Genomic DNA, 13632 nt, shown 5'->3' with positions numbered 1-13632 from the left:
GCCACGCGTCCTCCCGCGGCTTCCGCCGGATCGACGGCCGTGCCGTCGGCCGGCGATCTCTACACCGCCGGTCTGGCTCGCGTCCGCCCGCAGTCGGGTGAGCGCGGGCCGGTGCGACAGCGGGTGGCGTCCACCGGAGCGTGGTGGGCGCTCGCGGCGCTGGCGACCACCGCCGCGATCGTCATCCGGGTCATCGTGGCGCAGTCGGCCGTGGCGCCGCGCGCCCCGTGGGACGAGATCGGAATCCTGGCGATGGCGAAGCTGATCGCGGGCGTACCGCACGTCACCTTGATGTCTGGCGCGGGCTACTACCCCGGCTATTCGTTCCTGCTCGCCCCGATCTGGTGGGTCACCGACGACCCGCGCACGGTCTACGTGGCGGCCGTCGTCGTCGGGAATGTGCTCTCGGTCGCGACGATCTGGCCGATCGCCACCGTGGCGCGGCGCCTCGGGCTCGGCCTCGCCCCGGCGATCACCGTCGGCGCGATTGTGGCCTGCCTGCCGTCGCGTACCGCCCTCGGCGATTACGTGCTCGCCGATCAGCTCCTCGGCTTCCTGCTCGCCTGGGTCGTCGCGGCCGCGTTCTGGGTCTGGGCCCGCCCGACCGTGCCGCGCACCCTGGTCTTCGTGGCGCTGGTCAGCGCCGCGCACCTGACCCACATCCGCGCGCTCGTGGCGGTTGTGGCGGCGGGGGTCTGGCTGGTCTGCCTGCTGCGCCGGCGGATCGTGCCGGCGCTGGTCGGGCTCGCCGCGCTGGTGGCCGGCTACTTCGCCGTGCGCTGGCTGGTCGGCGTCACGACCGCACGCATCCTGCTGAACGACTTCGGTCAGGAGGGCAACTTCCTGGAGAACCTGCGCACGACCTGGCCGGAGTTGTTCGCGCGGGTGACGGTCGCGCACACCTGGGCCCAGCTCGTGGCCACCTTGGGGCTCGCCCTGCTCGGCGCGCTGGTGATCATCGCCTGGAGCTGGCAGGAGTTGCGCCGCTTCCGCACGGTCGGCCCCGTCGGCTTCGTCCTCGGCCTGGTCCTGCTGGGCACCGCGGTGGGCATCCTCGGCTGGGTGGGCCCGGCCGAGACGATGTCGAAGGCGGCGGACCCGCGCTTCGACGTGTGGATCTACACCCGCTATCTCGACTCGTACGCCGCGCTCGCCGTCGCCTTCGCGCTGATCGCGTTGTTCCGGGTGACGCGGCTCGGCCTGCTCGCGCTCGCCACCGTGCTCGGGGTGACGCTCAGTCTGATCATGATCTTCGCCGTCGCACCGATCGTGCCGACCTACGGCAGCAACTACGGGCCGGGCAACACGGCCGGTGTGCAGACCTGGTCGTGGCTGTGGCCGCGCGGCGAGAAGTTCCGCCGACCGCTCGTGCCGACCCTGGACAATCCGAATCGGTTCTTCTGGTGGGCCTCGATCGCCGTACTCGCGACCTCGCTCGTCCTGCTCGTGTTGCGCCGCTGGGCGAAGGCGGTGGCGCTGTTCCTGACGGCGCTGTTGACCACCGCCGCAATCATCGGCAATCCCGAACAGGGCCGCGACACCCCCGACAAGATCACCGCGGCCGTGGTCCGCGCCGAGCAGCTCACCGGCCGCACGCAGAACGTCGACGTCGACGTAACCTGCCGGATCTCGGAGTACCGGCGCGCGCAGGCGTTGAACTGGGTCGGTTACTGGCTCGGGCCGCGCCAGGTCGACGTGGTGTCGAACCTGAACGGCTTCCACGACGATCTGGTGTTGGCGTGCATCCGGTGGTCCGTCGCCGACGACTTCCGCGCCGTGCCGGTCGACGGTACGCAGTTCTACGGCTATCAGTTGTATGTGATGCCCGGCGCCACCCAGGACGCGATGCGGCGCGACGGGATGATCAAGTAGGAGCGCCCGGCAGCCCGTCGCGGCGCATTCGGTCCACCATCGGCCGGTCGGGGTCCAGCCAGTCCAGCCGGGAGAGCTCGTCCGGCGGGAGCCAGACCAGCCGGTCGTGACCGTGGCCCGGCGTGGGCTCGGGGCTGTCCGGGCGTACCCATGCCCACCACAGGCGCAGCTCGAGGCGCTCGTCGATCGGCCAGGCGCCGCCGGCATCGGGAGCGATCTCGGGCCCCAGCTCCGCGCGCACGCCCAACTCCTCCACGAGCTCGCGGTCCAGCGCGTCCTCCGCGCGCTCCCCCGGTTCGACCTTGCCGCCGGGGAACTCCCAGCGGCCGGCCAGCGCGGGCGGATAGCGCCGCCGGGTGGCCAGCACCCGCCCGTCGCGGACGATCGCGGCCGCGACCACCAGCGTGCGGGTCATGCCTTCTCGTGGCGGGCATTGCGTGCCCAGACGAAGCAGTAGACGCCGAAGCAGGCCAGGCCGAGCGCCAGCGCGCTGAGCAGGAACGGGCCGAACGGCTGGTCGAGCAGGGTACGCAGGGCGTCGTCCATGCCGCCGGCCGCGCCCGGGTCGTAGCTGATCCCGGCCCAGGCGAACAGCGCGCCGACGATGCCGAGCGCGACCCCCTTGGCGACGTAGCCCGCGGTGCCGAGGCGCAGCGCCCATTGCGGGACGGCGCCGTCGAGGTCGTCGCGGAAGCTGCGGCGTACCCCCTTGACGATCTGGGCGACGCCGATGCCGAGGATCACCGCCCCCGCGAGCACCACCAGCGCCTGCCCGAACGGCAGCGCCAACAACTGCGCCGAGGCGCTCTCCTGGCTGGCATTGGAATGGGACTGTGCCCCGCCCGTGGCCGCCCGCGCGGCGCTGATCCCGAGCAGCAGGTAGATGATCGCCTTGCCGACCGAGCCCGCCCGGCGGGCGTACCGCTTCGGGGTCTCGATGTGGGTGTGGCCGATGGCCGCCTCCAGCAACTGCCACAGGGTCAGCGCGAACAGCCCGACCGCGACGATGATCAACAAGACGTTCCCGAAGGGTTGGGCCGCGAGCTGGCGCAGCGCGCCCGTGTTGGACGCGTCTCCGCTGCCGAGGCCCCAGGCGAGCTGTAGCGCGATCCAGGCGATCAGCAGGTGAACGATCCCGTAGCTGACCAGCCCGAGCGCGACGAGCGCCTGATAGGGCTTGCTCTGCTGGATCGCCTCGCCGGCCTGCTCGCCCCGGTCCGCGGCCTGTTGGCCCGCTCGTTTCGCCCGGTCACCCACGTCGCCCATCGCACACTCCTCCCTGTGCCTACTCGTCCCGGATCACGACTTGTCCGCCGCGGCGGCTTTGGCGGCCGCCTTCTGCTCCTTCTTGTACGCCCGCACCTGCTGGAGGCTGGCCTCGTCGGTGACGTCGGCGACCGATCGGTGGCCCGCCACCGCGTAGTCGCCCGCGGCCGTCTCCCAGCCGGTCGGGCGTACCCCCCGCTGCTTGGCGATCAGGGCGAGGAAGATCCTGGCCTTCTGGTCGCCGAAGCCCGGCAGCGCCTTGAGGCGCTTGAGCACGGTCGCCGCGTCGTCGACGCCGGCCCAGATGTTGGCGGCGTCGCCCGCGTAGTCCTCGACCAGCGCGCTGGCCACCTGCTGCACCCGCTTGCCCATCGAGCCCGGGAAGCGGTGCACCGCGGGCGGGCGCGAGCACAGCGCCACGAAGGCGTCCGTGTCCATCGCCGCGATGGCCGCGACATCGAACCTGCCGCCCATCCGCTCCGCGATCACGGCCGGGCCGGAGAAGGCCTTCTCCATCGGGATCTGCTGGTCCAGCGTCATCCCGATCAGCAGCGCGTTGTCGTCGCGGTCGAGCAGGTCGTCGGCGGCCGGATCGCCGGTGATGTGCATCGCCATGAAGATCATCCTCTCGCACCCCCATCGTGCACCATCCCCGGCCCGCCGCGGACCGAACCGCAGCCGCGGGTCGAACCGGCAGTCTCGGGTCGAACCGGCAGCCGCGGGCTGAACCGGCAGCCGCGGGCCGAATCGGCAGCCGCGAGGGTTACTCGGCTCGCGTGTGCCGGTTGCGTTCGCGTCTGCGGGTACGCCGGGTCATCCGCGGGCTGAACCGGCAGCTTCGGGTCAAACCGGCAGCCGCGGGTCGAACGTGCAGCCGCGGGTCGAGCCGGCAGCCGCGAGGGTTACTCGGCTCGCGTGTGCCGGTTGGGTTCGCGTCTGCGGGTACGCCAGGTCATCCGCGGACTGAACCGGCAGCCGCGAGGGTTACTCGGCCCGCACCTGCCGGTTGGGCTCGCGGGTGCCGGTTGCGTCCGCGGCTGACGGTCGGGTACGCCGGGACCGCCGGCTCAGAGGTTGATCATGTGGCCCGCGATGCCCTCGACGCCCTCCTTGAGCACCTCGGTCAGCGTCGGGTGGGCGTGGATGTTGCGGGCGACCTCGTCGGCGGTCAGGTCCCACATCTGGGCCAGCGTCAGCTCGGGCAGCAGCTCGGTCACCTCGGGCCCGATCAGGTGCGCGCCGAGCAGCTCGTTGTGCGCCGCATCGGCCACCACCTTGATGAAGCCGACGGTCTCGCCGAGGCCCTGGGCCTTGCCGTTGGCGCTGAACGGGAACTTGGCGACCTTCACGTCGTAGCCGCGCTCCTTGGCCTGGGCCTCGGTGTAGCCGAACGACCCGATCTGCGGCTGGCAGTAGGTGGCGCGCGGGATCATGTCGTAGTTGATCGGCATGGTGTCGGCGCCGGCGATGGTCTCCGCGGCGACGACGCCCTGCGCCTCGGCGGTGTGGGCGAGCATCAGCTTTCCGGTCACGTCGCCGATGGCGTACACCCCGTCGACATTGGTACGCATGAAGTCGTCGATCTCAATCGCTCCGCGGTCGGTGGTGGCGACGCCGGCCTTCTCCAGGCCGTAGCCGGTCAGCCGCGGCGCGAAGCCGATGGCCTGCAGGACCTTGTCGGCCTCCAGCACCTGGGAGTCGGATCCGTCCGCGCCGCTGACGGTCACCCTCACCCCGTCGGGATGCTCCTCGATCTTGTCGACCTTGGTCGAGGTGAGCAGTTTCACGCCGAGCTTCTTGTACGCCTTGGCGAGCTCGGCGGAAATCTCCGGGTCCTCGGTCGGCACGATCCGGTCCAGGAACTCGACGATGGTCACGTCGACGCCGTAGTTGGCCATCACGAAGGCGAACTCCACGCCGATCGCGCCGGCGCCGGCGACGATCACCGACTTCGGCAGCTCGTTGGTGAGGATCTGCTCCTCGTAGGTGACCACTCGGTCGGACACCTCGGTGCCCGGCAGCAGCTTGGTGGTCGCCCCGGCCGCGATGATGCAGTTGTCGAAGGTCAGCGTCTCGGTGCCGCCCCCGTTCAGCTCGACCTCGATCGTCTTCGGGTCGGTGAAGGTGCCCCAGCCGTCGAACTCGGTGATCTTGTTCTTCTTCATCAGGTAGTGCACGCCCTTGACCATCCGGTCGGCGACCTGGCGGCTGCGCGAGTGCGCCACGCCGAAGTCGAAGGTCGCCTCCCCGCTGATCCCGAAGGTCTTGGCCTGGTGGTTGAAGATGTGGGCCAGCTCCGCATTGCGCAGCAGCGCCTTGGACGGGATACATCCGACATTGAGGCACACCCCGCCCCAGTACTTCTTCTCCACGATGGCGGTCTTCAGGCCGAGCTGGGCGGCCCGGATCGCCGCGACGTAACCGCCGGGGCCGGCGCCGAGCACGACGACGTCGAAGTGTTGTGCACTCATGGGCCCCAACTCTAGGGCCCTTGATCGGCCACGTATCGTGAGGTCTGAGCGCGTCGACTGGAAATATCTCGTATATGAGTTACGGTGGTCCGCGTGACGATGACCGATACCTCACTCGACCGCATCGGCTCCCTGATCCGCGACGCGCGCAAGCATCGCGGTCTGACCCAGCATCAGCTCGCGGAGCTGTTGGGCACGAGCCAGAGCGCGATCCACCGGATCGAGGCCGGGAACCAGAACCTGAGCATCGACATGGTCGGCCGGATCGCCCGCGCGCTGGACAGCGAGTTGATCACCGTCGGCCGGACGGGCCCCGAGCACCTGCGGGTGCAGGGCGGGCGCCCGCTGTCGGGCCGGATCTCGGTGCTCACGTCCAAGAATGCCGCCGTGGCGCTGCTCTGCGCCTCGCTGATCAACCGCGGCACCACGACCCTGCGCAACATCGCACGGATCGAGGAGGTGAACCGGATCCTGGAGGTGCTGACCAGCATCGGGGTGCGGGCGACCTGGCTGCCTGGCACGAGCGACCTGGTGCTGGAGCGGCCGGACGAACTGGACCTGGACGGCATGGACGCCGAGGCCGCCCGGCGTACCCGCTCGATCATCATGTTCCTGGGCCCGCTGCTGCACTACTACGAGGACTTCCGCCTGCCGTACGCCGGCGGATGTGATCTTGGCGCGCGGACCATCGAGCCGCACCTGCAGGTGCTGCGCCGGTTCGGGCTGCAGGTGGAGGCGACCGAGGGCTACTACCACTGCACGGTCGATCCGGACGCCGCGAGCCTGGACCGCCCGATCATCCTCACCGAGCGCGGAGACACGGTCACCGAGAATGCCCTGATGGCGGCGGCGATGACCCCCGGTACGACCGTCCTGCGTAACGCCTCGTCCAATTACATGGTCCAGGACCTGTGCTTCTTCCTGCAGCAGTTGGGGGTACGCATCGAGGGCATCGGCACCACCACGCTGACCGTGCACGGGGTGGACGAGATCCACACCGATGTCGAGTACTCCCCCAGCGAGGACCCGATCGAGGCGATGAGCCTGCTCACCGCCGCGATCGTCACCAACTCCGAGCTGACCATCGAGCGGGTGCCGATCGAGTTCCTCGAGATCGAGCTGGCGATCCTCACCGAGATGGGTCTGGACTTCTCGCTCAGCGAGGAGTACGCGGCGCGCAACGGGTTCACCCGGCTGGTCGACCTGACGGTACGCCCGTCCAAGCTGCGGGCGCCGATCGACAAGCTGCACCCGATGCCGTTCCCCGGGCTGAACATCGACAACCTGCCGTTCTTCGGGGTGATCGCGGCCTCGGCCGAGGGCGAAACCCTGATCAACGACTGGGTCTATGAGAACCGCGCGATCCGGATGACCGACCTGAATCGCCTCGGCGCCCAGGTCACGCTGCTCGACCCGCACCGGGTTCAGGTCAAGGGGCCGACCCGCTGGCGCGGCCAGGAGGTCGTCTGCCCGCCCGCGCTGCGGCCGGCGGTCTGCCTCCTGCTCGGCATGCTGGCCGCCAAGGGCACCTCGATCCTGCGCGATGTCTATGTGATCAACCGCGGCTACGAGGACCTGGCCAACCGGCTGAACGCCGTCGGCGCCCAGATCGAGCGTTTCTCCGACTGAGCCGGCAGCGAGATCAGCTCGCCGGGCTGATCCGTAGCGTCAGCAACTGGAAGGGGCGCAGCGCCAGCGCGGTCCCGTCGCCGTCGGTGCGCACCGCTCCGGACGCCTCCGGTGGCGTGCGCTCGATCAGGTCGGTCTCGCGGATCTCGCCCGCCGGGAAGCCGGTGGTGAGCAGGCCGTCGGCCCGCCCGCCGAGCGATTCGTAGAGCCGCACGATCACGTCGCCGCTGCGGTCCTCGGCGAGCTTGATCGACTCGACCACGATCGCCGGGTTGTCGATGCTGATCAGCGGATCGACCGGCTGCGTCGCGGCGAGCCGGCGGGGCTCGAGATTGGTCCGGTAGCCGAGCTCGACGGCCTCCGCGATCCCCGCCCCCGGGCGTACCGCCACCACGTGGCGATGCTCGCCCTGATCGGCCTCGGGGTCGGGATACAGCGGCGCGCGCAACAGCGACAGCCGGACCGTGGTCGCGCGCCCGCCGCCGGCTCGCGGGGTCGCGACGACCTCGTGGCCGTAGGTGGCGTCGTTGGCGATCGCCACCCCGTAGCCGGGCTCGCCGACATGGAGGAAGCGGTGCGCGCAGAACTCGAACCGCGCCCACTCCCACGAGGTGTTCACGTGGGTCGGCCGTCGGACGTGGCCGAACTGGGTCTCGGCGCTGGAGTGCTCGGCATGCACGTCGAGGGCGAAGCCGAGCTTGAGCAGCTTCTGCCGCTCGTGCCAGTCGATCACGGTCTCGATCTCCAGCGCGTCGGCGCCCGGTCGCAGCACGATCCGCTGGGTGATCGTCGACCGCCCGTGATCGCGACTCACGGTGACGACCGCACTGCCCTCGGGCCCGACCGCGGCCTCGCGGGCCGAGGCGTCGGCGAGCTCGACGACATTGCGCCGGTAGTGCTCGTCGATGTCCCAGGCGTCCCACTGATTGGGGATGTCCCGGTGCAGTTCCAAGACATTGCCCGCACCGCCGGGCGCGATGGCCTCCCGTCCCGACGCGGCGTCGATCAGCGAGGTGATGCGGCCGTGCGGGTCGATCACGGCGCGCACCGATCCGTTGTCCAGCACGTGGTTGTCGCCGTCGGCGACCACCGTCGCCGGCGTTGCGGTGGCCGGCGCGCCGATCGCCATCGCGGGTACGCCGTCGCGCGCGTGCGGCGCCGCATTGGCGATCATGGTCGACCCCGCGGCGGAGTCGCCGAGCACGCTCAGTGCCCGGGCGATGATCTCCTCCAGCCGCGACTGGATCGCGGCGTAGTTGCGCTCGGCATCGGAGTGCACCCACGCGATCGAGCTGCCCGGGAGGATGTCGTGGAACTGCTGCAGCAGCACGAGCTGCCACAGTTCGGTCAGTTCGTCATAGGGGTACGCCGCGCCGCGCAGCAGCGTCGCCGTGCTCGCCCACAGCTCGGCCTCGCGCAGCAGATGCTCGCTGCGCCGGTTGCCGCGCTTGGTGCGGGCCTGCGAGGTGAGCGTCCCCCGGTGCAGTTCCAGGTACATCTCCCCGCGCCAGGTCGGCGGATTGGTGTCCAGCTCCTGGGCCTCGGTGAAGAACGCCCGGGGCGTGCTGAACCGGACCCGCGGCGAGCCCTCCAGGTCGGCGGCCCGCCGCCCGGCCGCAAGCTGCTCCCGGGTGGGACCGCCGCCCCCGTCGCCCCAGCCGAAGGGCGCCAGCGACAGGTTCGCGCGGGCTGCGTCGGCGTAGTTGCGCTCGGCATGGGCGAGTTCGTCCTGGCTGAGTTGCGCGTTGTAGGTGTCGACCGGCGGGAAGTGGGTGAAGATCTTGCTGCCGTCGATGCCCTCCCACCAGAAGGTGTGGTGCGGCATCTTGTTCGTCTGGTTCCAGGAGATCTTCTGGGTCAGGAACCAGCGGGCGCCCGCGGCTCGGGCGATCTGCGGCAGGCCGGCGGAATAGCCGAAGGAGTCCGGCAGCCAGACCTCCTCGGTGTCCACGCCGAAGTTGTCGAGGAAGAAGGTCTTGCCGGCGACGAACTGACGAGCCATCGCCTCGCCGCCGGGCATGTTGGTGTCGGATTCGACCCACATCCCGCCGACCGGCACGAAGCGGCCCTCGGCGACCTTCTCGGTGATCCGGGCGAAGACATCCGGATAGTGCTCCTTCATCCACGCGTACTGCTGGGCCGACGAGCAGGCGAAGACGAAGTCGGGATCGCGGTCCATCAGGTCGCAGACATTGGAGAAGGTACGCGCGCACTTGCGGATGGTCTCGCGGACCGGCCACAGCCACGCCGAGTCGATGTGGGCGTGCCCGACCGCGTACACCGTGTGCGCGCTGGCGCTCGCCGGACGCGCCAGCACGTCCGCGAGTTGATCACGCCCGGCCCGGGCGGTGCCGGGCACGTCGTCGGGGTCGACGGCGTCCACCGCGCGCTGGGTGGCCGCCAGGATCTCGGCGCGGCGCGGTGAGCTCTCGGGCAGTTCGGCCATCAGCCCGTCCAGCACGTCCAGGTCGGCCAGCAGCTCGATGATCACCTCGTCGAGCAGTGCCGCCTCAACCGTCCGCAGCCGGTACAGCGGATCGCGCGGTGCCGTGGCCTTGTCCCCCATCGGACTCGGCCGGAAGTCGGTGTTGAGATCGGGGTTGCCGGCGGCCTCGACCAGGACGTCGATCGCGTCGCCGGTGACCGGAAGCCAGGAGTTGTAGGGCTCCAGCGCCTTGATGATCGTTCCGTCGGGCCGATACGCCAGCGCCTCGGCCTGGAAGCCGGGACCGCCGGTCCAGCCGAGATCGACGATCAGCTCGGCTCGCGTGCCCGGCTGATCATGCCAGGCGCCGGGGATCGCCCCGGTCAGGCGGAACCAGGTGGTGCCCCACGGTCGACCCCAGGGATCGCCGATGTCGGCCCGGGTGTAGCTCGCGGCCGCCGCTTCGTCGAACGGCACGGGCTCGTCCGGCGCGTCCCATCGGGTGATCGTCAGCGGGACGCGGTCGCGGACCACCGCGGGCTCGAGATGATCACGACGGAAGCGGGCCAGCCGCTCCTGCAGCAGTGCACGTTCGGGGTACATGACTCACTCTCGGTCGGGTCCATTCATTCAATCCGATGGACTTAATCCTGGTCAAGACGATTCAGGCTCCGATCAGGCTCCCCGGCCGGGGAGCCAGGAAGCGGTTCATCACCAGGGCCGCGGCACCGTAGGCGGTCACCGTGTCACCCTGCACCGAAGGCAGCACCCGGACATCGTCCCGATCGACCAGCCGTGGCCGCATCGTCGACGCGAGGTCGGCGAGGTAGCGATCGCTGACCCGCGACCACAGCGGCCCCCCGACGACGACATGATCGACATCGACGAGGTTGATCAACTGGGCCAGCACGGCGCCGGCCGCCGTCACCGACTCGTCGAGGACGCGGCCGGCCGCCGGGTCGCCGTCGGCCGCGAGCAGCACCAGCCGGGTGAACGCTTCGTCGACCGCGACCGGGTCGTCGGGGTCGACCTCGGGCACGTCGACCCCGAGCTCGCGTGCCTGGCAGATCAGATCGCCCGGGATCACCCGGTCGGCGAACCGGAGCGGCGCGCCGGAGCCGTCGGTGGTCAGCACGCCACCGATCTCGCCGCTGTTCCCGCTCCGGCCGCGCCAGACCTCCCCGCCCAGCACCAACCCGGTTGCGACGCCCGTGCCGAGGTAGAGCAGCACGAAGTCCTCGTGACACCCCTCGCGCGCCCACACCTCCGCGACGGCCGCCGCGTTCACGTCCTTCTCCATCAGCACCGGTACGCCGGCCGCCGCCGCGAGGTCGTCGCGCAGCGGGACGTCGTGCCACTGGCTCAATTGGGGTGGCGTCAGCAACACTCCACGGCTGTCGTCGATGGGGCCGGGGACGGCCAGGCCGATGCCGAGCAGCCGGTCGGGGTCGGCGCCGCAACTCCCGGTCAGATCGGCGACGGTCTCCACCACCTGGGCCACGATGTCGGCAGGTTTCGTTCCCGGCGGGGTCCGCCTGCGCAGCCGCCCGGCCACCCCGCCGGCCAGATCGAGCAGCGTGTAGGAGACGGTCGCCGGGTCGAGGTGGACGCCGACGGCGCAGGCGCCGGCGGGATTGACCGTCAACGGGCGCGGTGGTTTGCCGCGGCCGCGCGGGACGGCCGCCCCTTCGGTCACCAACCCACTGTCCAGCAGCCGGCCGACGATGTTGGACACCGTCTGTGGCGCGAGCCCGGAGCGGTCGCCGAGATCGATCCGGCTCACCTGACCATTTGCCCGCCGGATCAGGTCGAGCACCAGCACCTGGTTGAAATCGCCCATGGCGAGTTGTGATGCCGCCTTCGGCATGTGGCCCACCCCCTCGATCATCGCCCGCCTTCCCCGGGGCCTGCCGGCCCTTGACGGTACGTGCGCCGCAGCCTAATGTCCGTGATTACTCCAGCGATGAGAGTAAATCAGGCGGCGCGCCTGAGATCCATCTCCGACAACGATGTTGGGAGGCGATGCAGGTGGCACCATCGACGCCGACGGGCACGCGGCACGGCGGACGAACCGACCCGGCCGGCCCCGCGAACCGGGCCAGCAATGCGACCCGGGCCGGCAATGCGACCCGGGCCGGCAACGCGATCCGGCGCCGCAATCTGCGGCTGGGGTTGGCGTTCATCAGCCCGTGGATCATCGGCTTCCTCGCCTTCGTCGCCTATCCGCTGATCTACTCCCTGGTCGTCTCGCTGCTCAACTACACCGGCCTGCAGCAGCCGACCTTCGCGGGAGTCGGCAACTACACCCGGATCGCCCAGGACCCGCTGGTGGTCAAGTCGACCTGGAACACCCTGTTCTACGCCGGCCTCGCGGTCCCCCTCGGGCTGGCGGTCGCGCTCGTCCTGGCGCTGTGCATGAATGCGCGGGTCCGCGAGGTCGGCCTCTATCGCACCGCGCTGTATCTCCCGTCGCTGGTGCCGGTGTTTGCGCTGAGCTTCATCTTCGTGGTCTTCGTGAATCCGCAGTACGGCCTGTTCAACCGCATCGTCGGTTGGTTCGGCCTTCCGCCGGAGAACTACCTCGGCGACCCGACCTCGGCCAAACTGATCATCGTCTTGATGGCGCAACTGGCGGCGGGCAATGCGGCGCTGATCTTCCTCGCCGGACTGAACAACATCCCCGACTCGCTCTACGAGGCCGCGACGGTCGACGGTGCGGGGCCGCTGCGCCGATTCTTCGTGATCACCCTGCCACTACTCTCCCCGACCATCCTGTTCAACCTGGTCACGGGGATCAGCGGCGGGCTGCAGATCTTCACCCAGGCCTACATCCTGACCGAGGGCGGGCCGAACAACGGAACCCTCTTCTACCTGTACTACCTGTACAAGAACGCCTTCTCCTACGCGCAACTGGGGTACGCCTCGGCGCTGGCGGTCGTGCTCTTCCTCGTCGGACTGCTGCTGGCGGTGCTGATCTACACGCTGTCGCGGCGTTTCGTGACCTATGAGGTGAACGGATGACGACCGAACTCACCCGCCCCGCGGGGGCGACCGATGCCGGCCCCACGGGCACGACGGACACCCCACCGGGTCGGCCGGGCGGATGGCAGGCCCAGCAGCGACGCGGCCGCTTGATCGGAAAAGGCCTCGCCCGGCTGATCATGATCGTCATCTCGTTGCTGTTCCTGGTGCCGCTGTACTGGATGGTGATCACCGCGCTGAAGACCAGCGAGGAGCTTGCTGCCTTCCCGCCGACCTTCTGGCCGACCGACCCACAGTGGGGCGTGTTCGCCGAGACGGTGCAGGCGTTCCCGTTCTTCCGAATGTTCGCCAACACCGTGCTGGTCACCGTGGCGTCGACCGTGCTGGTCACGCTGTCCAGCTTCGTGGTCGCCTACGGCTTCGCCTGCATCGACTGGCCCGGACGCGACAAGATCTTCTATCTGGTGCTCGCCACCTTGTTCATCCCGTTCCCGCTGGCGATCATCCCGATGTTCGACCTGTTCGCCTGGTTGGGTTGGGTGAACACGCTGCTGCCGCTGATCGTCCCGTCGATGTTCGCCAGCGCGTTCTACATCTTCCTGCTCCGACAGTTCCTGAAACAGACCGCCCAGGACACCATCGACGCCGCCAGGATCGACGGCGCATCGGAGTGGCAGATCTGTTGGCGGGTGGTCTTCCCGATCGCCCGGCCGGCGCTCGTCGCGGTCTCCATCTTCGCCGCCGTGCTCGCGTGGAACGACTTCATGGGTCCGCTTATCTATCTGCAGGACCCGTCGGTGCAGACCCTGGCCATCGGCCTGCAGATGTTCAGCACGGAGACCGACACGCAGTACAACCAGCTCATGGCCGCCTCGATCATGACGCTCGCCCCGTTGATCGTCTTGTTCGCGATCTTCCAGCGGTACTTCGTGCGCGGACTCAATGTGGGAGGTTTCCGGTGATGCATTCGTTGCCAGTGAGTCGCCG

10 protein-coding genes are annotated in these 13632 nt (G+C 69.7%); 4 read left to right on the top strand and 6 right to left on the bottom strand.

Translation table 11 applies throughout. The features are described 5' to 3' along the window. The first annotated feature begins 39 nt into the window (after nucleotides 1–39). Nucleotides 40–1872, top strand: coding sequence for a hypothetical protein (locus ACXDC7_RS10965; protein ID WP_459222155.1), 1833 nt, complete (start codon nucleotides 40–42; stop codon nucleotides 1870–1872). Here the strand turns inward: ACXDC7_RS10965 and ACXDC7_RS10960 are convergent. From ACXDC7_RS10960 to lpdA, 4 genes are all read right to left on the bottom strand, one after another. Next, a complete protein-coding gene (locus tag ACXDC7_RS10960) occupies nucleotides 1865–2287 on the bottom strand; it encodes a (deoxy)nucleoside triphosphate pyrophosphohydrolase (RefSeq protein ID WP_459222154.1) in 423 nt (140 codons plus the stop codon). The genes ACXDC7_RS10965 and ACXDC7_RS10960 overlap by 8 nt on opposite strands. Beyond that, complete coding sequence (locus ACXDC7_RS10955) at nucleotides 2284–3138, bottom strand: DUF1206 domain-containing protein (RefSeq protein WP_459222153.1); 855 nt, start codon at nucleotides 3136–3138, stop codon at nucleotides 2284–2286. Before ACXDC7_RS10955 ends, ACXDC7_RS10960 begins: the two co-directional genes overlap by 4 nt. A 33-nt stretch (nucleotides 3139–3171) precedes the next feature. After that, nucleotides 3172–3753 (bottom strand): HhH-GPD-type base excision DNA repair protein, encoded by a 582-nt coding sequence (locus ACXDC7_RS10950; RefSeq protein ID WP_459222152.1) that lies wholly within the window; start codon nucleotides 3751–3753, stop codon nucleotides 3172–3174. A 452-nt stretch (nucleotides 3754–4205) separates the two neighbouring features. Next, nucleotides 4206–5609, bottom strand: coding sequence for a dihydrolipoyl dehydrogenase (gene lpdA / locus ACXDC7_RS10945; protein WP_459222151.1), 1404 nt, complete (start codon nucleotides 5607–5609; stop codon nucleotides 4206–4208). Nucleotides 5610–5708: 99 nt separating this feature from the next. On the opposite strand from lpdA, the gene ACXDC7_RS10940 reads away from it, so the two are divergent. After that, nucleotides 5709–7238 (top strand): UDP-N-acetylglucosamine 1-carboxyvinyltransferase, encoded by a 1530-nt coding sequence (locus ACXDC7_RS10940; protein WP_179446327.1) that lies wholly within the window; start codon nucleotides 5709–5711, stop codon nucleotides 7236–7238. A 13-nt stretch (nucleotides 7239–7251) separates the two neighbouring features. Here the strand turns inward: ACXDC7_RS10940 and ACXDC7_RS10935 are convergent, their stop codons facing one another. Then, complete coding sequence (locus tag ACXDC7_RS10935) at nucleotides 7252–10266, bottom strand: alpha-mannosidase (protein WP_459222150.1); 3015 nt, start codon at nucleotides 10264–10266, stop codon at nucleotides 7252–7254. A gap of 61 nt (nucleotides 10267–10327) precedes the next feature. Next, complete coding sequence (locus tag ACXDC7_RS10930; protein ID WP_459222149.1) at nucleotides 10328–11551, bottom strand: ROK family transcriptional regulator; 1224 nt, start codon at nucleotides 11549–11551, stop codon at nucleotides 10328–10330. A 140-nt stretch (nucleotides 11552–11691) separates the two neighbouring features. Between ACXDC7_RS10930 and ACXDC7_RS10925 the strand changes: the two genes are divergently transcribed. Together ACXDC7_RS10925 and ACXDC7_RS10920 are read left to right on the top strand one after the other, a co-directional pair. Further along, nucleotides 11692–12684, top strand: coding sequence for a carbohydrate ABC transporter permease (locus ACXDC7_RS10925; protein ID WP_459222148.1), 993 nt, complete (start codon nucleotides 11692–11694; stop codon nucleotides 12682–12684). Beyond that, nucleotides 12681–13607 carry a carbohydrate ABC transporter permease gene (locus ACXDC7_RS10920; RefSeq protein ID WP_459222147.1) on the top strand — a complete coding sequence of 309 codons (927 nt, stop codon included), beginning with the start codon at nucleotides 12681–12683 and terminating at the stop codon, nucleotides 13605–13607. The genes ACXDC7_RS10925 and ACXDC7_RS10920 overlap by 4 nt, the downstream gene beginning before the upstream one ends. Nucleotides 13608–13632 lie beyond the last annotated feature (25 nt).

This window comes from Naumannella huperziae (assembly GCF_054073625.1).
Note: the sequence above shows the minus strand (reverse complement) of the source record. Positions and strands in the feature narration are given on the sequence as shown.

Excerpts from the sequence above, each read along its gene's own strand:
- ACXDC7_RS10920 (WP_459222147.1), top strand. The coding sequence starts at position 12,681 with ATGACGACCGAACTCACCCGCCCCGCGGGGGCGACCGATGCCGGCCCC.
- ACXDC7_RS10935 (WP_459222150.1), bottom strand. The coding sequence starts at position 10,266 with ATGTACCCCGAACGTGCACTGCTGCAGGAGCGGCTGGCCCGCTTCCGT.
- ACXDC7_RS10940 (WP_179446327.1), top strand. The coding sequence starts at position 5,709 with ATGACCGATACCTCACTCGACCGCATCGGCTCCCTGATCCGCGACGCG.
- ACXDC7_RS10960 (WP_459222154.1), bottom strand. The coding sequence starts at position 2,287 with ATGACCCGCACGCTGGTGGTCGCGGCCGCGATCGTCCGCGACGGGCGG.
- lpdA (WP_459222151.1), bottom strand. The coding sequence starts at position 5,609 with ATGAGTGCACAACACTTCGACGTCGTCGTGCTCGGCGCCGGCCCCGGC.
- ACXDC7_RS10950 (WP_459222152.1), bottom strand. The coding sequence starts at position 3,753 with ATGGCGATGCACATCACCGGCGATCCGGCCGCCGACGACCTGCTCGAC.
- ACXDC7_RS10930 (WP_459222149.1), bottom strand. The coding sequence starts at position 11,551 with ATGATCGAGGGGGTGGGCCACATGCCGAAGGCGGCATCACAACTCGCC.
- ACXDC7_RS10955 (WP_459222153.1), bottom strand. The coding sequence starts at position 3,138 with ATGGGCGACGTGGGTGACCGGGCGAAACGAGCGGGCCAACAGGCCGCG.